Here is a 19,587-nt window from a genome sequence, read left to right on the forward strand (position 1 = left end):
TATGAATAAAGTAGGTTTTTTAAAATTTTTAGAGTATAGAGGTCCAGAAATTATTAAACTAACAGGAGAACACATGAAGATAACAGGAGTTGCGGTTTTTCTTGCGATTCTTGTAGGTGTACCTTTAGGAATATATATAACTAAAAACAAGAAGGTAGCCAATGTTATACTAAATACTGCAAATATATTTCAGACTTTGCCAAGTTTGGCTCTGTTTGGACTTATAATTCCAATTATGGGAATAGGTTTCAAACCTGCAATATTTGTTTTATTTTTATACGCGTTGTTACCTATTATTAAAAATACATGTATAGGAATAAACAGTATAGACCCTTCAATAATTGAAGCTGGAAGAGGAATGGGAATGACTAAGACCCAGATACTGACAATGGTTGAAATACCTTTAGCTCTACCTATTATCATGGGTGGGATCAGAATCTCTACAGTAATTAATATTGGTACTGCAACAATAGCAGCTCTTATAGGAGCTGGAGGACTAGGGGACTTTATCTTTAAGGGAATATCCATGGGTAATAATAATTTGATCTTAGCAGGAGCGATACCAACAGCTCTTTTAGCATTATCAGTTGACTTTATTCTAGGTCTTGTGGAAAAAAAATTAACTCCTCAAGGATTGAAGGAAAGTTAATAAATTTTAAAGCTATAAATTAAGAACATTTGAATTAATTATAGAAACTAATAGGAGGATTAAAAAATGAATAAGTTATTTAGAAATATGGTACTTATTATGACAATTATGGTATTTGCCGCATGTGGGAAAAAAGAAGCAGAGGTAGAAACAATTAAGATCGGTCATAAAAACTATACAGAGCAAAGAGTACTAGGACAATTATTTGCAGTTATGATTGAGAATTACACTGACTATAAGACTGATGTAAAAGAATTAGGAGGAACAAAGATTGCATTTGAAGCCCTAAAAAGTGGAGATATAAATCTTTATCCTGAATTTTCTGGAACAGCATATTCAGCTCTTTTAAATGAAAGTGGATTGAAAAACCCTGATGAAGTTCATAAACTTGTAAAAGATAGACTTAAAGCAGAGAATAATCTGGACTATTTAGGTCCTTTAGCTTATAATAACACATATACTTTTGCAGTAAGAGCTGAAACTGCTGAGAAATATAATCTAAAAACATTTTCAGATATAGCAAAGGTTTCAGATAAATTGGTAATCGGAGCGACTATGGAGTTTCTTGAAAGAGAAGACGGAATGTTAGGTCTTAAGAAGGCCTATCCAGGAATGGAATTTAAAGAGGAAAAAGGTCTTGACGGAGGACTTCGTTATACTGCTATAAAAGGTGGTAAGATAGATGTTTGCGATGCTTTTTCTACAGACGGGAAACTTATCACATATAATCTTGTTATATTAGAAGATGACAAAAACTTCTTTCCACCATACTATGTGGCGCCACTTTTAAATGGTGAATTTGCAGCGACTCATCCTGATGTAGTAGAAGCTTTAGGGAAACTTTCGGGTCAAATCAGTGAGTCAGAGATGCAACAGATGAACTATAGAGCTGACGAAGAAGGAGTTCCTACAAAAATTGTTGCAGAAGAATTTCTTAAGGAAAAAGGACTTTTATAAGTTTAAAATTTAAGTTTTAATTTAAATTATCATGGAGCATCGGGAACGGAAACATTTCCTGTGCTCTAATTTTAAATTACAGCTATTTTGTTGTCAGTATCTTTATGAGATAATCAGTTACTGAGAACAAAATAGCGGTAGAGTATTACATGGTTTATTTGATAACGTCATTCTAAGGTTGAATTTGTTTGACAATAAATATGCAGTGTGATAAATTAAATGGTGTTACTGTTTTTTAATATTGGGAGGATGCAAATGTCAAAGGGAGGAGCACGTTTAGGTGCTGGGAGAAAGCCAAAAGAAGAAGTGTTAAAAGTAGCTAATTTTAGACTTTCTATGGAGGATTTAAAAATCCTAGATAAAAAAGGAATAGGCAAAAATTCTAGTAATAAATTAAGATATATTTTGTCAAAATTTAAAAACGAAAAAATAAATATGGCCAAAAGAAGAAAGGCTTATAAATTGGAAAGATTTATTTCCCTTGATGAGGCAGAGACTCTGTTTATAGAGTTTGCTAACAAATGGAAAGATATAAATAAAACTGTATTTCTTTTAGAGAGTAGCTTAAGAAATGATATGAGGATGAAGTTTGAAGTTCTAAATAGAAAAACAATTGAAAATTTTGAAAATTTTGATGAATTAAAGAAATTTGGATGGAGTTTACAAAATGTAGATTTTAAATGGACTGGATCTCGTATTTCTCAGTTAGATATTTACCTCAGTAAAAATGACTATTTGATAATACTTCCTGTAACAAGGGAGGGAAATGAATTTGTTGTTAATCATAAAGGGGACCTTTTGGAAGAGACAGTTGATGAAGTAGGTTTTATATCCCTTGCAGAAGAAGATGTTTTTGCATATTTCTACGAAGATCTTCAAGAGCTTATATTCAAAAAAAATAACTCATTTAATGCAACTGAAAATATATGCAATAAAAAATATAGCAACGGAGATATCTACAAAACTCTAGAGTATGATAACGTAGTAGTGCTAGAGCTAGAATATGATAGTAAAAATAATGAAGCAACTATTAACTTTATAAAAGAACTTTCAATGTGATTTACATGAGGGTAGGAACATTCTAAGTCGTACCCTTTCTAAAAAAAGATATGATTAATATGCTGTTAAAAGATGATTTCTGTATTCTACAGGGGTTGTCTTTTTTTATATATAAATTGAATTTCTCTGTTTTTTAAAAAAAGATAATTTTCATTAACTGATATTACTGTATAGACCTCTTCTCCTACAGAAGAAGTTTTATTCCCAGTACTTTTGGCTGTGAGAATAAGTTTTCCATCTTTAAATTGCCATTTTTGATATTGAAGTGTAGCCATATTTATAGACTGAGCTGTACCATCACTGTTTAAAGTGAATCCTTGAAATTCTTTTTCATTTCCTGGTATTGGCTCTATCCATGAACCTAAAAGATATGTATTTTGGTCCTCTATAGTAAGAGATGCTCCTTCTATGTATATATCATCTTGTAAAACATTAAATTTATACATACCAACTAAACCAATGATTACAGCTATAAAAAAGATAAATATAATTACTCTTATTAAAATTTTTCTCATAAATCCCTCCTAAAATCAAATTTTTTATAATTTTCACAACCAGCTAAGTATTTTTAAAGTTTTCTGGAAAAGGTAGAATTTTATCTTTCTTTTTCTTTTCAGCATAGTTTTTGGAAAAATTTATAGTTGAAGATAAGAAAATTATACTGATTAGTGTACCTTCCCTAACGTATATAGGTAATCCATTCATTAGAGAAACACTTATTGAAATTGACACTGAGATTATATCAACAGAATACCTTAATTTAATGAAAGAAATTTTACTCATTTCAGAAATTTTTATACATAGATTTTCCATAGGAAAAGTGATGATGTTATAGTGAATTATCATACCGATGGATAATCCAATTATAAGGGTTCCTCCAGTAAAGACAAAAATTCCTTGAATATAACTAAGATCAGTTATACCCCCTAGGATATTGTAGGTGAAGTAGTTAATAAGCGTTCCAAACATAAATACAGAGAATGCTTGTATTAAATACTTATATTTATATGCAAATTTTGTTAAGATCATATATATAAGTAAAAATGTAATATTGAAAAAAATAGTTACTGTCCCAATTTTAATATCATTGGCATTTGCTAGCGATAGGTTCATTGAATTAAAGCTACTTACACCTACATTAGCAATTATACTTAAACTAATTCCTAGGGCACATAATGTATAAAAAATATATGATTTGATAATTTTTCCAAGTGTATTCATAAGATATTCTCCTTTTTATATTTATAAAATCTGAATCAATTTTAAAATTAACTACATTAATCATTTTAACAGACTTTAACATATAATCATATGAAATGTTTCCAAGAGCTCATCGATTATAAATTTTAATTTAAAGTATTTTTTTGAATTATTATTGGAAAATAGAAAATTGAAAAGTGTAAAAAAGGTTAAAATTTTGAAAAAATCAGAAAAAAAGGTTAAAATAGTTTTAATATGATATTTTAATTAAAAAATAGAATAATTTTTACAATATAGATCAAAGGGGGCGGGCTATGGATGACAAATTTTTAAAACATGAAATGGAAAACTATAAGAAGGAACAGGAAAAAATAAAAAAACTCATAGGAAGTATAGGAGCTACTCACAGTAGTAGAAATCACAAAATCTTTAATGGACTTTTTCTTGTATTTGTTGTACTTTCATTCTTTGCCGGTGGAGTTTTACACTATATTCCATTTAATCTTTCCATAGAGTTAGGAGTACTATTAGTTTCCATAAAAATAGCATGGATGATCCATGAACAGCAAAAGGTTAACCATTTTCAGTTCTGGATATTAAATTCTATAGAATTAAGATTAAATTCTCTTCAAACAAATTTTAGGAAGATGGATAAGGAACTTAAAAGGCAGGGAGAGGAAAGAAATTCAGACTAAATTATAATTATGAAGTTTAGACTTATAAAATTGGAAAAGAAAAACTTAATCTGGAGATTAAGTTTTTCTTTTTTTGAAAAATATTTATAGTTAAGGATTTGTATGATTATGACTGTATTTAGAATGTTGTAAATTCACCTAATTTTCCACCTAAAATAAGACCACTGAATGGACCTTTAGACCAACCAGTGGTCTTTTAGTCCTCTCATTGGACTAAGCCATTTGTTAGCTCTCTATCTCAATAGTACCAATGGATTAATAGGGTCGAAGTTTGAGTTTTAAGGGGATAACCTATGTGATTATAAGGGAGAGAGTTAGGAAGGCTTAGGAGGAGAACTAGAGAGAATAATTAAAATGTACAATTGACAATGTACAATGAAGGGAAAAGTGAGGATTTTGTCGCCGATTACATAAATAAAAGCAAATTTTAACCGAAAATGAAAAATATTTTTAATCTGTGTAGATCAGATATTTTTCTGTGTGATCAGTGGCAAAATAAAGTTCTAAAGAGTCCCTCTTTAATACGGCTCTGTTTCTTTTCATGAGCAAAAGAAATAGAGGAAAGAAAAGCTCACTTTTTCTAAATAATGTTATAGGGGTGAGACCATGGATCCCCGTTTCTGAGTGGGATGCCTGACGGGCATAATGGGCACGACGAAACTCGCAAGATATCTACTGAGAAGTAGAGTAACATCCAGAAAAAGAATTAGAGTCAAAATAAAATTCAGACCTTAGTCAGGCTCAAAAAAAGTTTTACTATAACTCTTTATCTCTTTGCTTTGTGCTGAAGATTCTTGAAATCTGTTTTAATCTGCGACAAAAAAGGGTATGGAAGATTTTCTATTAATGATTTTACTAAGACTACTTATGGTACTCTTGGATTAGGACAAAAGAAGCTGTTTCAAGAAATGAGATTTAACGGTATTCTTAGTAGTCAAAATAGACCTTATCAATGCTATCTCGATAGAGGATATTTTGAAGTGATTACTAGAGTTATCAATGGGAGGGTTATATATCAGCCTATGCTTACTGGGAAAGGTGAGATTTTTTTGTTCAAAAAGATGAAGAAGATATTAGGAGTATAGAAAAAGCACATAGGGGTTATTTCCTATGTGCTCACTATATTAACTCTTTTCATTTTTTAATCTCTATGCTGCTTTAAAATTAATGTTGCGTCTCTATAACTTTTACTCTTTTGTAAATAATTCTTTACAAAAAATGAATATTTTGAAGTATTTTTCTGTAAGTTTTCTATCTTATACAAAGAATCTTCTAATTCTTCTATTTCTTCTAATATTTTTGCTTTTTGTTTTAATTCTTCTACTTTATCTAAATGTTTATCTAAAATATTTTCATATTCATGAAGAGATACTAGTAAAATTGCTCTTGGAGTGTATAAAGGAACTCTATTCAAATTATATGTGTCTATGCTCCTTCTTGATTTTTTTTTATCTAAAGAATCTGTTTTTGCAACTATTCTTAATGAATCAAAATCTAAAAAATCTTCTGGGTCTTCTAAATAAGGATTAATTAAACTTTCTAACTTTGTATCATGGTTTGATTTTTTTCTATTGCACTTCAGACAAATTGGCATTAAATTTTCCCATGCAAAAGTTTCCTCTGGGTAAAGTGATTTAGGGTTAAAATGTTCTACTTGAACATCTCCACCTTCTGCAGGATAACACTCACAGAAAGAACATTTATTATTAGTGCTTTTGAATAGCGGAATTCTTATTTCATCTTCTTTATAATGTTTTATCAAATTACTTTTTTCGGTGCTAGGAATTTTTTTATAGCTTCCATACTTTTCAATAGCTTCTAAGAGTGTTTTTTTCCATTCTTCTTCTTTTTCTTGTAAAAGAGTCGGCTTAGTTGGTCTATTTAACTTTATCATTAAGCATCACCTAATTTTAATCCTGCTAACTTTATTTCTAAGCTCATTACTATTGGATCATTAGGGTGTGATACTTCTTTTAATTCAACTATATCCTCTAAGAGCTTAGTAGAATTTTTACTTTCTACCGAATCTAATGCTCTATTTATAAGTAAATTATACTTTTTATTTTCAAGATTATTTACAGCCATTATATCTTCTAAAATATTATCTGTACTCCATCCCGAGTAAGATTTAGAACTAGGTTCAAGAGTAGCGTTTCTGGAATCCTTATTCATGATAATTACTTCACCTGCTTCAGCGCTTGAAATTATATGAGGTGAGTGAGTCGTTATAATGAATTGTAACTTAGGAAACATTTTACAAAGAGTTTTTTTAATCATTAATTGCCATTCTGGATGAATATGAGCATCTAATTCATCAATTACAACAGTTCCTTTAGCATCTTTTACAGAAATATTATAGATTCATTAGTTTTCTCAATCCATTCAAAGATAGCAAAAACAGTAGAAAGAATTGATTGAAACCCTCCTGATAGTTCCTCTAAATAACACTCATTTCCATTAAGTATAAACATTGGTTCTAGGTCTCTTTGAATTTTACTAAAACTAAAATCCCAATCCTTTGGAGTTATTTCATTAAAATTTGTAATCAGCCAATCCCAATTTTCCTTTTCTATTTTAGCCCATTCTTTTTCAATCTGAAAATACCTATTAATCATCCATTGTTTTACATCAGGTAATTTCCCTCCGCTTAAATTTAATGAAGACTCTTGTAAATATTTTCTTCTACTATCTTGGTAATTTTCTTCTCTTACCATTCCACTAATTTGTTTATATTCAATCCTTCTGTAAGCTCCTAAAAATAAAGGACAGTATTCTTTATTATTTAAAGAAAGTTCTACTTTATTAACATCGAGTTCTTTTGGAGGGTATTCCCAGTCTAATCTTGGATTAGAACGATAATGTTTTTCTAAGACTTTTCCTTTTCTATGTTTAGCTCCAAACCTTCTTTTTTCATTATTTAAAACTACGTCAGACCAAACTTCAAAATTATCTTTAAGCCTTGAGTCACAGAAGTTAGTATGTGAGTAAGCAGATGCTAATGCTCTTAATAACGATGTTTTCCCACATCCATTAGGTCCTACTATAAAGTTAAATCTCCTATTAAATTTAACATTGAGTTCTTCAAAAAGGCGAAATCCTTTGACATGTAAGTTTTCAATATAATTTTCCATTTTCCCCCCTATAAAAGTAGTACAATATATTTAATTTTTTATTTAAATATATTGTACTACTTTTATAAAATAAATTAAAGTTTAGTTAAAATAAAATTAAAATGAAACAAATATAGGAAAAACCCAACTAAAAAAGGAGTTAAGCAATTGCATAACCCCTTCTATGATCTAAAACTCATACAAATTTCTAGAACGTGTGTACTTACTCAGTTACACTTTCTGCGAGTAAAGAGTCTGGCTCTTCTCCTGTATTTTCATAAAGTTTTCTCATATCTCTTTTCCAATCTTCATTTTCTAACTTTTCTCCTAATGTTTCTACTGTTCTATTTGGAGAATATGTATGCTTTGTAACTTTCATTATCTCTTTTAATAACTCTAGTGATTTTGTTTTCTCTAATAAATAAAATATGAAACTATTATGCCAATTCCATCTATTGAAATCATAGCAACCGTAAACTTTAGAGTTTAAAAACACTTCTAGTATTCCGTTATCTTCTAAAATTTTAAATTCAAATTCACTTAAGCTTGTATGAATTAGGTAGTTTGCAACTTCTTTTTTAAATTCTTCCTTATCGTTTTCTATCACTAAGTCATTGGTCAACAATAAAGAAACTAATGCACATAATTCATTTTTTTGAATTTTATCTAATTCTTGTTTCCATAATTTTAATATTAAACTATCTGAAATTTTTAATTTAATTAAGTTTTGAATATCTTTTTCTAAAAAAGATACAATACTTCCCTTAGAATTAAGGTGCTTTTCAATTCCTTTTATCATATTTTCATTACCTAAATCAACTAAATAGCATAATATGTCTTCCATTTTATCTTCATAAAGGAACCAAGGATTATCATCTCCTTTCATTAGAAGTTCTATTGCTAAAATTACTTCTTCTGCCTCACTTTCATTTTTTATTTCTTGGCTTATTTTTTTTAATATATCTTTAATTCTTTGGTCACTGATCTTAATATTTAGATTTATATAATCGTCTAATTTTTTTAATAATGCATCTCTACTTCCATACATATTTATTTTTTTATAATTTGAATTAATAAAGCTCCAAAATGATTCTATATGTGAACTTGTTATCTGATTTTTTTTATAGTGAGCACAATCATTTCTCCTATCTCTCCAATATTCTAATTCTCTTTTCAAAGATCCAGATAAAGTAAAAATTTTTTTCTTTATTGTTTCTGTTCCGTTTTTAATTTGTAAATCTTCTTGAGTCAATACTTCAAAAGTATTTTTATCCCATTCATCTTCTTTTTGTATTTTATTTCTTATCTTTCCCCAGACGCTATCTATAACTCCTGTCGGTTTCTCAGCAATCATAACTTTATTTTTTATACTTTCTAAAAAAGCTAAATATGTCATTATAAGAGAAGCCCTATAAGCTCCAGCCTTATAGCAGACAATTCCCTCTTTATAAAGCTCTAAGCTTTCTTTTGTTAAATTTTCTGTTTCAATGTATTTTTCAAAACTTAATTTCATTTTCCCCCCCTAGAATTCTTCATTTCACTAGTGATTATACTCTTCTAAAAAAAAGAAGTCAAAGAAGTATATAAAAAATGAGTCAGACAATTGCCTAACTCATTTCTCTATTTAAAACTCCCATTAATACCTATATTAATATATTTTTTTCTTAGGAAATTACGATTTTGTGATTAAAGACAAATAAATAGTTATCCCTATTCCAACGAGAGTAGCCATAAGTGTTCTAATTGCTATCTTAATAATAAAAATCTCCTTCTGTTGAGAATAGATAGAAGAAAGATATTTATATGAATTTTTATATTTTTTTGAAAAATATTCTTTTTGAACACCTTTTCCAATTATAAAATCTCTTAGTTTTATTTCTTCTTTACTATAATGATTGTTAGTCTTCGTTCTTTCATCATCACTATTTTCTAAGTTTCTAGTCTTATTTATTAACCATAAATAATCTTTATATTGTATGGATTTTTTGACACCACTAAAGTATTTATTTATTCTTTTTGTAAACTCATATTTTTCTATTTCAGAAAAAAAACTATAATATAGTTCGTTATTTAAATAGCTTAATACATCTATATTTTCAAAGCTTTTATTAGAAATAGAATAAAGACTGTAATCATCTTCAATCAATATACGCCTTATCAGGTTGTTAGAATTTTTTGATATGTATGTTTCCGTAAAGGCATCGTCCTCTAGTTCTTCTAAATTTAATTCTTTGGAATAAATATACATTATTTTAGGTAATATATATTCTTTTCCATAAGCCAATTTTAAAATACTTTTCAAATAATACTGGTATAAATTAAAATAACATCTTTGTTCTTCTCTTTCATACATCGAAGGATCTAAACCATTCATAGATGGTATATCCCATGATTCTAAAAGTTTTAAATATTTTTTAAGAAAAAAATCTACTTCTTTTGGAAATAACTCAACTTTAAACTTAATAAATATTTCTTTATTATTTAATTGTGTCTTTACTATACTTATTTTAGAAATATGTTTTTCATTTTTAGGGATAATATCTGCGATTACTCCCCATCCCCCTAATCCATTAAAAGCATTTACATAACTATATTCTCCTATAACTTTATTTCTATAGTATGACTTAACTTTAAATTTGTTATTGTCTAATTTATTGATGCTTTTTATAAGGTCACTCATTTGCTTATTTGAAAATACATCAAAGATTTCAATTTTGCATAAATAATCGTCAAGTTCTTTTTGCTCTTCATCTGTTTCTAGCATTTTCTTTAAAAAAAGTTTTTTATTTTTTTCCCTATAAAAATATCTATATAGTTTACTTGACTTGAAGTTGTTTTTTATAAAATAAACTATATAATAAAGTAAAAAAATTACTAATAATTTGATAATGACTTCAAACTTATAAATTTTAATCACCTTCTCCTGTTAAAACCTGTAGTACGATATCTTTCTATTTTATATGTTATTATGAATATTTTTTCTAAAAAAAGACAATACCCTAAAGTATTGTCTTTCACTATTTAAAACTCCTACAAACTTCTAGAACATTTGCAGTCGTGGATTTGTTGGTGGAAGTGACGGGAATTGAACCCGTGTCCAAGAACACCAGTATCATAGGTTTCTACAAGTTTATTTCATGAATTAGTCTCGTATAAACTCGTCTCACGAACAGGACTAGCCTATACCAGTCAATTAAAGATGTCCCGCAGGTCTAATGACGAAACCATTGGTAAGCCTGATGTTAGTTATGTTCTACCAGCCTGCACAGGCCTTAGGAAGGTAGAACACGCTGCACTATTAGGCAGCTATTGCGTAATTTTCGTTTCCATTTAAAAATGGGTTTGACCTCTCACAGCGATCAACCTGACTTGCTTCCTATAATCTGATGCCCCTGTCGAAACCAGTGCACTCCCGTAATGTTGAATCTTTATATTAAAGTCATATATATTATCTATATGAATCTTTAAGAGCTCTGTCAATCTGTCTTTTTGCATCTTTTTTTGCTAGGGTATCTCTTTTATCGTAGTTTGTTTTACCCTTACCTAAAGCTATCTCGATCTTAATCATTGCACCTTTTTGGTATACTGAGATAGGTACTATAGCGTACCCTTTTTGAGATGCTTTTTCATGAAGTTTTGCAATTTCTTTTTTATGAATAAGAAGTTTTCTTACTCTTCTTTCTTCAGGGTTATATACACTCCCAAAGTTCCAGGGAACTACACTCATACCCATAATAAAGATCTCTCCATTTATTATTCTAATAAAGGCTTCTTTTATACTAACTTGACTGGCCTTTATAGATTTTACCTCACTACCAATTAATTCTATTCCAGCTTCAAGTCTATCTTCTATAAAATATTCATGAAACGCTTTTTTGTTTTTAGCCAATGCCATAATATCACCTCATTCTACTAGGGTATTATACTATAGATACTTAGATTTTACAACTTCTACTTCCCTCATTTTGAAAGGGATTATTAGAGATCCCTTTCAATCTCTGTTATAAGATCATCGAATAAAGAGCTATAAGTATTTCTTCAAAAATTCTCCTACTCCTGATTCATTATTAGAGGTAGTTACATGATCAGCAACTGTCTTTAGTTCATCAAAAGCACCATCCATTGCCACTCCAATTCCAGCTGTTTCTAACATTTCCTTGTCATTTAATCCATCTCCAAAAGCTATAACTTGAGATAGGGGAATATTTTCAGTCTCCATAATATTTCTCAGAGCGGTACCTTTGTTGACATTTCCATCTAAAATTTCCAAGAAGAATGGTCTTGAAAAAGTAGTATAAACACTATCTCCTAATCTATTATTTATGTCTTTTTCTATCTTTAATAGTTTTTCATGCTCTCCCACATAGAGGGCTTTTGTAGAAAACATCTCATCCAAATGATCAAAATCTTTTTCTACTGGTATTAATCCTGAGATTTCTTTATATATTTCCGTTTCTTTATTTTCAATATTTTCAGAGTACCAGATCTCATGTTGATATATATTTAAATGAGTTTTATACTCCCTTGAAACATCTATAAGTGTTTTTAGAGATCTTTCTTTTATTGAATATTCTTTTACGCTTCCGTCATGAGATATTATTTTGGCTCCATTATAACATATAGCAGGAGTTGTTAAGTTAAGCTCTTTGTGATATGACCTCATAGATTCATAACTTCTACCAGTTGCTAAAAATATTTTTACTCCTTTACTCTCTAATTTTTTCAGTACTTTTTTATTTGTTTCACTGATCTCATGAGCATTATTTAATAATGTTCCATCAAGATCTAGCACAATTGCCTTTATCATTTATATCCTCCTATCTATTAATATATTGCATCAGTAATGTATCTATATCTGTTGTATTTTCTATATTATTCTTTTCTTTATAATGGATGATATCCATATAAAAGTCAATGATGGTATAAGTATTTGATTTATCCTTGATAAAGTGCATAAATCTTTCGGTTTTAAAAAACTTTAGACCTTCTTTATTGTGTGTTAATTTTTCTAAATCAATAGCAAACTTTTCTTTAACCCAATCATGAGAAGGATTAAGCTCTACAAAATTCCATATTTGTTTTTTTATATGTAATATAGTTTTATAGTTAGTAGTTCCTTCGTAAAGATCCATTAATTCACCAAAAGTTTCTACATCCTGTCCTTTTATAAGGAGGAGTTCTTTGACTCCTTTGAGGATATTTCCTTTGAAAGTTTTTTCTTTTTTTAATGTTTTAGAGAGCCAGTCTTGAATAGTAGAACTTTCCGTTCCGATATTTAGGTAGAGGCTTTCCAACTCTTCTAAACTTGTATTTTTTCCATTTTTTAAAAATTTAATTTTTCTATGACTGAATTTAAAGTATTGTGCTGTAAATTCATCTTCATCTATTTTTTTATACGAAAGGTACTCAAATGTAGGGATTAAAACCTCTAATATATAGTCCAAAATTCCTTCCCTTGTAGAGGCATTTGAATAATTTTTCTTATAATAATTCATATAATCTTTTAGTTCTCGATATAATTTAAGCTGTTTTTTTTGAATCCATTTAGATTTCTCAAATAATCTAGATTTATCACTGAAAATATCAAGAGTTGTTAGAACTTTTGTATAATACCATGATTTTATATCTCTTCTAATGACTTTGGAAAAATAGAGTTCGTCGGTAAAATCTCCTCTAATTAATTTTCGAAGATCTGATAGCTTATTTTTTTGAGTTTTGTCCATAGACTTTTCTTTATCTAATTTATAGAGTCTTCTAATAAGGGAATCTATATAACGATTTATCTTAATTTGAGTCTGGATTGTATATTTTTTTTGTAGATAGATCATATTCAGATAATCTACTAAAGCATAGGAATAATCATGTTTTTTAGTGTTATTGATCAAATATCTTCTATGCTCTAAAAAATTGATATAGAGGTCACTTTCTAATCTTTCTTCTAAAGATATTCCATTAAACTCTAAAACCTTTATAATTGGCGTATATATATATTGATACCAATATTTAGATATTTCAATAAGGTTACCTTGACCTTCTAAACTTTCAATATCTTGTAGGAGTTTTTTATAGTCTCCACTCTCTGTGAGATCAAGATTTAGTTGAGTTTGCTTGATAAAATTAAATTTTTCTCTATAGTTTAGATCTTCTTCAGTATCTTTTCCTGAAAAAAATTCTGTTACTATTGCTTCTATAGATGAAAAATTTAGAAAATTAGCCACAGAGATTCTGTGGTTACCGTCGTAGACATAGTATTCATCCCTTATTTTATAAAGCTCAACTGGAGGAAGTTTAAAATCACCTAGCATCTCAATATAAATATTACACCATCTGATCTTTACAATGCTGTTTTTAGGAATAAAACCTTTCCTAAAATCTTCTGTTTTTTGTACACTCCCTACAATTTTAGAGAGGGGGACATTTTGAAGTCCTAAAGAAGAATTATTATAGGCTAATAGTTCTTTTTGCATATCTGAAAACTTTTTCAAATTTTCTCTATGGCCTACTGAGATCCCTAATATTTTCCCTTTTCCGACAAATTTATCATAAGCATTTTTAGCTTCTTCTTGGATATATGAATTATTCATAAAAACCTCCTAATTTTTCATATATTCTATAATTTTATATCCATAGGCATTGATAATTCGAGTATTTCCTATGGTAGTTTCTTGGGTATCCATATGGGAAACTAGATGAATATGTCCATGAATCCATAATTTTGGTTTAAAATACTTTAAAATTTTATGAAAAACTTCAAACCCTTGATGTGTAAAATCTTCTCGATCATTAACTCTCCTTGGAGGAGTATGTGTCACCATGATATCGAGGTTCCCAAAGAAAAGATAGCCTAAATTTAAAACTATCCTTTGGGTCATTTCAAATTCTGAATATTGATTTTCTTGGTAAGAATATTTTTTACTACCACCTAAACCAAATATTTTTAAACCTTTATATTTTAGAACTTTTCCATCGATATTTTTACAAAATGAGATATCGTGCCCCTTTTTATAGACATGATTTCCATTGACATAGATGATATCTTTGTTGAGTGTAGTAAAAAGATAGTCTAAATAATCATTTCCTAGATCCCCAGCAGAAATTATAAAATCAACATCAAAAAACATTTTTTTTAATTTATCCATGGGATATTGTCCCAAGATTTCTGTATCACTGATGATAAGTATCTTATATTTTTTACCCATTTTCTCCTCCCTTTTTGTTCCAAATTTTGTCACGAATTATCATGAAATAAAAAATTATTCTTCAAAGTTGTTAAGATTAAAACAATTGGTGGTTAATTTATAAGTATTAGCAAAAAAGGAGGAAAAATCCTCCTTTTATTATTATTTAAACAAATTAAAAAATTATGTCTGTTTGATAGATCATTTTTTCTTATAATTCGTCTAAGTTATACCCCATTTCCTTTAGGAATGGTTTTTTCTTTCTCCACTTATCTTTAACTTTAACCCAAAGATTTAAGTATATTTTTTTCTCGAGTAAAGTTTCTATATCTTTTCTAGCATCGGTACCAACAGCTTTTAAAAGAGCACCTTTTTTACCGATAACTATTCCTTTTTGAGAATCTCTCTCAACATAAATATTGATATCATATTTATCCTTACCGTTTTCTCTTCTCTCTACATTGATGATTTCAACAGCTATAGAATGAGGGATTTCATCTCTAGTTCTAATTAATATTTTTTCCCTTACTATCTCTATAATCATCTTATACATAGGCATATCAGTATACATATCTTCTGGATAGTACATGATTCCTTCTTCTAAAAATGGATCGATAGCTTCTAATAATTTAGGGATACCGATAGCGTATTCAGCTGACATAGTTACGATTTTATGGAAATCTCCTAATTTTGCTTTGATCTCACCGATTTTTTCTTCGATCTCTACGTCTGTCATAAGGTCAATTTTATTTATAACTGCAATTCTAGGAGTATTAGGAGCTTTCATAATTTTATCAAAAACAAACTGATCCCCTGTACTGATCTCTTGAGTTCCATCTAATACCATCATAACTGCCTCTACTTCTCTAAGTGCACTGATAGCTGTATTGGTCATATGTTCACCTAAAAGATGTTTAGGTTTATGGATTCCTGGGGTGTCAATAAATACATATTGTGTATCTTGTATAGTTAATATTCCCTTGATTGAATCTCTAGTTGTTCCTGCTTTATTCGAAACTATGGCTACCTTTTCATTTACGATTTTGTTCATCAATGTAGATTTTCCTACATTTGGTCTTCCTACTACTGCAATAAATCCTGCTTTCATTAATTCTCCTTTATTCTATTAATTATATATTTAGTTAGGGATAATTCATGAATTACCCCTACTTATCTCCGATTCCTATCTCCATATATATCTTTTTAATCTGCTGGGTATTTCTACTACTATAAAGGCTGGTATTTTGAATGGTAGAGTATCCCATCCTATCCTTTACAACATGGGCTCCCTCTGTGTCTAAAATGTTTTTTAGGACAGAGTTTCTGATCATATGAGTATATATTTCTCTATCAAAGTTAGCTCTTTTCCCATATTTTATAAGTCTAGCCCTATAATTTTGTCTAGAAATACTAGAAAATATCTTGGTATTTTTATTTCTTAAAAGATCTCTTTTTTCTTCTATAAATATCTGTAATCTAGTACTTAAAGAGTTATCTAAAGGAATCTTATTTATCTTCATACCTTTAATTTGAGTGATAACCTTATAATTTTCTGAGATTATATCTTCACATCGAAGGTCTAAGAGTTCTGATATTAAAATACCAGTATCATAGAGGATGTCCAAGATGATATTATCTCTGTATTCTTTTGGAGAGTCATCCATAACTTCTCTCAATTTATTAACTTCTTCTAAACTAAGTATTTCTAAAGTTCTTTTTTCAGGAGGAAGATTTTTTATCTTTTCCATGGGCAGACTATCAATTATACCATTTTTGTAAAAATATTTTAAATATCCTCGAATAGATATTATTTTTCTATTGATACTATTATTAGAATAGACTTTTTTTAGGTCTTTTATGAAGTTTAAGATATCCTCTTCTACTATTTCATTTAGAGGTTTATATCTACTAAAAATAAAAAAATCATCTATATCTTTTTTGTAGGCTTCGCAACTGTTATAACTAAAATTACTGTCTTTCATATGTGTTTCAAATTTTTTAAATCCTGGCACTTTGTTAAGCATCTAATCCTCCAATTGTATTTTGCGAAACTAATAACGAAACATTTTTTGCCACCAAATTTATACGAATATTAACTTTCTTTATTATCTAATGAAAAAAATGAAATGTATCATCAATCTTCTCTGATTATTTCGATGCAGACTAAATTCTGACTTTTAAACCCTGACTTTTTTAATAGTTAATAGTCGTTTTTTTAGTCTATTAAAGTCAGCGTCAAAAGCTTTATTTAATTATCAATTACCTTTTAATAGATCTTTTGCATGATTTTTTACACTTTCGCTGACTTGATCTCCTGCTAGCATTCGTGCGATCTCATCTATTCTCTCTTCTGGATTTAGATTTTTTACTGTGGCTATGGTTTTTCCACCAACATTTTTTTTCTTAATATAAAATTGCTGGCTTGCTCTAGCTGCAATTGCAGGGGAGTGAGTTATACATATGATTTGTGCATTTTCACCAATATCATATAGTTTATCAGCGATCTTTCTCACTGTTTCTCCTCCTACTCCTGTATCGATCTCATCAAATACCAGTATAGGAACATTGTCTACAGCAGAAAATATAACCTTTAGAGCTAACATAATTCTACTCATCTCTCCACCAGAAACTACTTTGGCAAGAGGTTTCATCTCCTGACCTAGATTAGGAGCGATCATAAATTCTATTATATCCATCCCAGTTCTAGAGATCTTTTCATCAACTTTAAAATCGACTTTAAATCTAGCGTCTTTCATATTTAAATATATCAGTTCAGAAGTTAAATTTTCCTCGATTAATTTAGCTTTGGCCTTACGAATAGCGGAAAGTTTAGAAGCTACTTCCTTATATTTTTTTAGAAGTTCCCCGATTTTTTTATTTAATTTTTTTTCCTCAAAATCACTTTCATCCAAAAGGTCCAATTCTTTTTTTATTTTATTTCGGTATTCTAAAATTTCTGATATATTTTCTCCATATTTTTTCTTTAGACTATTTATTTTATCTAATCTGTCTACCACAGCATTGAGTCTATACTCATCTGCATCCATACTGTCTTGAATATTTTCTATATTGTATGTGAGATCCTCGACTTCATAGTAAATTTTTTCTACTTTTTCAAAGAGAGCTTCATAATCTTTTCCATATTGAGAAAGAGATTCCATATTTTTTTTCACACTATGGAGTAAAGATGTTACATTTACTTCGCCGTCACTTATAGTATAATATGAATTTTTTAGTTTTTCGGTTATCTTACCAGCGTTAAAAAGGATCTTATATTCTTCTTCTAATTCTTCATCTTCGTTTTTAGATAAATTTATCTCTTCAATTTCAGATAGTTGATATTCATAGAGACCTTTTTTTTCTTTGATATTATTCCTTGTATCTGAAAGTTGAACAAGGAGTCTATGGACCTCTTCATACTGAGAGACTATATCTCCTAGTTCATTTTTAATGAGATGTTCGTCTTTATTTAAGAACCTATCGATTAATTTTATATGATTTCCTTTATGGAGGAGCATTTGGTGGGAGTGTTGACCTACGATATCTACCAAGGTTCCCATGATCTCCTTTAGGTTGCTCATAGGGACTCTTCTACCATTTACAAAAGCTTTTCCCCGACCATTAGATTCCATCCTTCTTTGGACGATTATCTCGTTATTTTCTACGTCTATTCCCATTTCATGGAGTTCTTTAACTTGATTTTCATTGGCATCAAAAACACCTTCAGCCAAAAGATAGTCAGCCCCATCTCGGAGCATCTCCATATTGGTTTTTTCACCAATAAGTAAATTAATACCTGTAAGAATAATAGATTTACCTGCTCCAGTCTCACCTGTAAGAGCTATTAATTTATCTTGAAATTCTAATTCTAATTTATCTATAATTGCTAAATTTTCAATTCGAAGTTCCCTTAACATATCTTATCTCCCCACTTTAATTTTTCTCTTAAAACAGAATAATAATTTCTTGATTTTGGCAGAACTAATTTTAGTTTTTTATCTGAATATCTAACCTTAATAGTATCCTCCTTGGTAACTTCAATAGGGTTTTCTCCATCGACAGCTATATAGGCAGAGTTGTTTCTTCCTTCTAATTTTAATGTTATCTCCTCTTTACCATCTACTATTATGGGTCTAGTGCTCAAATTGTGTGGAGCAATAGGAGTAATTAATAAAACATCTAAATTTGATCTAATGATGGGTCCTCCTGCTGAAAGGGAATAACCTGTTGATCCTGTAGGAGTAGCGATGATTAACCCATCTGCCCTATAGGTGTTGATATAGTGTTCCCCAGAAGCTCTAATTCTAATTAACTTTTGTAGGATTCCCCCCTTTGCTAGAACTACTTCGTTGAGTCCAGTGTATTTTTCTCCTCGGACCTCGACCTCTAACATATGTCGTTCCTCTAATTTGTAGTTACCCATCAGAACATCTTCATAAACTTGAAGGGCTTCGATTCTCCTAATATCTGTAAGAAATCCAAGACTTCCCATATTTACAGCAACAGCAAATTTATTGTGACTAGCTATATCTTTACTAGCCTGTAGGAGAGTTCCATCACCACCTATAACCACAACAAAGGATGATCCTTCTATCTCTGTCTGGACCTCTACACCGCAATTTTCGAAGAATTCTTTGGAAACTTCATAAAATTTTACTGCATCCTTTTTAGAGGTATTATATATAATACATACCTTTTTTTTCATCTTTATCCCCCTGTATGACCTATGGTCAAGTATA

General features: G+C 29.4%; 20 protein-coding genes and 1 other RNA gene. 5 read left to right on the plus strand and 16 right to left on the minus strand.

From position 1 onward, the window contains the following. The first annotated feature begins 1 nt into the window (after position 1). The 3 genes from WBG30_RS08030 (at position 2) to WBG30_RS08040 (ending at position 2,665) form a co-directional block, all read left to right on the plus strand. Positions 2 to 649, plus strand: a complete 648-nt coding sequence (locus WBG30_RS08030) for an ABC transporter permease (protein ID WP_424504126.1) — start codon at positions 2 to 4, stop codon at positions 647 to 649. A gap of 66 nt (positions 650 to 715) precedes the next feature. Continuing rightward, positions 716 to 1,606 carry a glycine betaine ABC transporter substrate-binding protein gene (locus WBG30_RS08035; RefSeq protein ID WP_424504127.1) on the plus strand — a complete coding sequence of 297 codons (891 nt, stop codon included), beginning with the start codon at positions 716 to 718 and terminating at the stop codon, positions 1,604 to 1,606. Positions 1,607 to 1,861: 255 nt separating this feature from the next. Further along, positions 1,862 to 2,665 carry a hypothetical protein gene (locus WBG30_RS08040; RefSeq protein WP_424504128.1) on the plus strand — a complete coding sequence of 268 codons (804 nt, stop codon included), beginning with the start codon at positions 1,862 to 1,864 and terminating at the stop codon, positions 2,663 to 2,665. Between the two features lie 86 nt (positions 2,666 to 2,751). On the opposite strand, the gene WBG30_RS08045 is transcribed toward WBG30_RS08040, so the two are convergent. Together WBG30_RS08045 and WBG30_RS08050 are read right to left on the minus strand one after the other, a co-directional pair. Then, positions 2,752 to 3,180: a lipocalin family protein gene (locus tag WBG30_RS08045; RefSeq protein ID WP_424504129.1), complete on the minus strand. Its 429-nt coding sequence runs from the start codon at positions 3,178 to 3,180 to the stop codon at positions 2,752 to 2,754. A 43-nt stretch (positions 3,181 to 3,223) separates the two neighbouring features. Beyond that, the gene (locus tag WBG30_RS08050; protein WP_424504130.1) at positions 3,224 to 3,886 is read right to left on the minus strand and encodes a hypothetical protein; all 663 of its coding nucleotides are present in this window, start codon (positions 3,884 to 3,886) and stop codon (positions 3,224 to 3,226) included. A gap of 293 nt (positions 3,887 to 4,179) precedes the next feature. Here WBG30_RS08050 and WBG30_RS08055 point away from each other — a divergent pair, with 293 nt between their 5' ends. Together WBG30_RS08055 and WBG30_RS08060 are read left to right on the plus strand one after the other, a co-directional pair. Continuing rightward, positions 4,180 to 4,560 (plus strand): hypothetical protein, encoded by a 381-nt coding sequence (locus WBG30_RS08055; RefSeq protein WP_424504131.1) that lies wholly within the window; start codon positions 4,180 to 4,182, stop codon positions 4,558 to 4,560. 794 nt (positions 4,561 to 5,354) lie between these two features. Continuing rightward, complete coding sequence (locus WBG30_RS08060) at positions 5,355 to 5,645, plus strand: phage antirepressor KilAC domain-containing protein (protein WP_424504132.1); 291 nt, start codon at positions 5,355 to 5,357, stop codon at positions 5,643 to 5,645. 56 nt (positions 5,646 to 5,701) lie between these two features. Here WBG30_RS08060 and WBG30_RS08065 read toward each other — a convergent pair whose 3' ends face one another. From WBG30_RS08065 to WBG30_RS08130, 14 genes are all read right to left on the minus strand, one after another. Next, a complete protein-coding gene (locus WBG30_RS08065; protein WP_424504133.1) occupies positions 5,702 to 6,454 on the minus strand; it encodes a retron system putative HNH endonuclease in 753 nt (250 codons plus the stop codon). Continuing rightward, positions 6,454 to 6,921: an AAA family ATPase gene (locus WBG30_RS08070; RefSeq protein ID WP_424504171.1), complete on the minus strand. Its 468-nt coding sequence runs from the start codon at positions 6,919 to 6,921 to the stop codon at positions 6,454 to 6,456. Before WBG30_RS08070 ends, WBG30_RS08065 begins: the two co-directional genes overlap by 1 nt. Next, positions 6,903 to 7,691 carry an AAA family ATPase gene (locus WBG30_RS08075; RefSeq protein ID WP_424504134.1) on the minus strand — a complete coding sequence of 263 codons (789 nt, stop codon included), beginning with the start codon at positions 7,689 to 7,691 and terminating at the stop codon, positions 6,903 to 6,905. The genes WBG30_RS08070 and WBG30_RS08075 overlap by 19 nt, the downstream gene beginning before the upstream one ends. A 202-nt stretch (positions 7,692 to 7,893) precedes the next feature. Further along, a complete protein-coding gene (locus tag WBG30_RS08080; protein ID WP_424504135.1) occupies positions 7,894 to 9,183 on the minus strand; it encodes a hypothetical protein in 1,290 nt (429 codons plus the stop codon). Between the two features lie 159 nt (positions 9,184 to 9,342). Further along, positions 9,343 to 10,434: a hypothetical protein gene (locus tag WBG30_RS08085; RefSeq protein ID WP_424504136.1), complete on the minus strand. Its 1,092-nt coding sequence runs from the start codon at positions 10,432 to 10,434 to the stop codon at positions 9,343 to 9,345. A gap of 303 nt (positions 10,435 to 10,737) precedes the next feature. Next, positions 10,738 to 11,084: a transfer-messenger RNA gene (gene ssrA / locus WBG30_RS08090) on the minus strand. A gap of 34 nt (positions 11,085 to 11,118) precedes the next feature. Then, positions 11,119 to 11,565, minus strand: a complete 447-nt coding sequence (gene smpB / locus WBG30_RS08095; RefSeq protein ID WP_424504137.1) for an SsrA-binding protein SmpB — start codon at positions 11,563 to 11,565, stop codon at positions 11,119 to 11,121. A gap of 129 nt (positions 11,566 to 11,694) precedes the next feature. After that, positions 11,695 to 12,477 carry a Cof-type HAD-IIB family hydrolase gene (locus tag WBG30_RS08100; RefSeq protein ID WP_424504138.1) on the minus strand — a complete coding sequence of 261 codons (783 nt, stop codon included), beginning with the start codon at positions 12,475 to 12,477 and terminating at the stop codon, positions 11,695 to 11,697. A 10-nt stretch (positions 12,478 to 12,487) separates the two neighbouring features. Continuing rightward, positions 12,488 to 14,254: a hypothetical protein gene (locus WBG30_RS08105; protein WP_424504139.1), complete on the minus strand. Its 1,767-nt coding sequence runs from the start codon at positions 14,252 to 14,254 to the stop codon at positions 12,488 to 12,490. Between the two features lie 9 nt (positions 14,255 to 14,263). Beyond that, the gene (locus WBG30_RS08110; RefSeq protein ID WP_424504140.1) at positions 14,264 to 14,869 is read right to left on the minus strand and encodes a metallophosphoesterase family protein; all 606 of its coding nucleotides are present in this window, start codon (positions 14,867 to 14,869) and stop codon (positions 14,264 to 14,266) included. A gap of 190 nt (positions 14,870 to 15,059) precedes the next feature. Next, entirely contained in the window at positions 15,060 to 15,956 is an 897-nt protein-coding gene (era, locus tag WBG30_RS08115) for a GTPase Era (RefSeq protein ID WP_424504142.1), read from the minus strand. 58 nt (positions 15,957 to 16,014) lie between these two features. Beyond that, on the minus strand, positions 16,015 to 16,872 hold the full coding sequence (locus WBG30_RS08120; protein WP_424504143.1) for a tyrosine-type recombinase/integrase: 858 nt from the start codon (positions 16,870 to 16,872) through the stop codon (positions 16,015 to 16,017). Between the two features lie 231 nt (positions 16,873 to 17,103). After that, positions 17,104 to 18,765, minus strand: coding sequence for a DNA repair protein RecN (gene recN / locus WBG30_RS08125; protein ID WP_424504144.1), 1,662 nt, complete (start codon positions 18,763 to 18,765; stop codon positions 17,104 to 17,106). Further along, positions 18,759 to 19,553 carry an NAD(+)/NADH kinase gene (locus tag WBG30_RS08130; RefSeq protein WP_424504145.1) on the minus strand — a complete coding sequence of 265 codons (795 nt, stop codon included), beginning with the start codon at positions 19,551 to 19,553 and terminating at the stop codon, positions 18,759 to 18,761. Before WBG30_RS08130 ends, recN begins: the two co-directional genes overlap by 7 nt. Positions 19,554 to 19,587 lie beyond the last annotated feature (34 nt).

The sequence above is a fragment of the Psychrilyobacter sp. genome (assembly GCF_049671765.1).
Taxonomy (GTDB): domain Bacteria; phylum Fusobacteriota; class Fusobacteriia; order Fusobacteriales; family Fusobacteriaceae; genus Psychrilyobacter.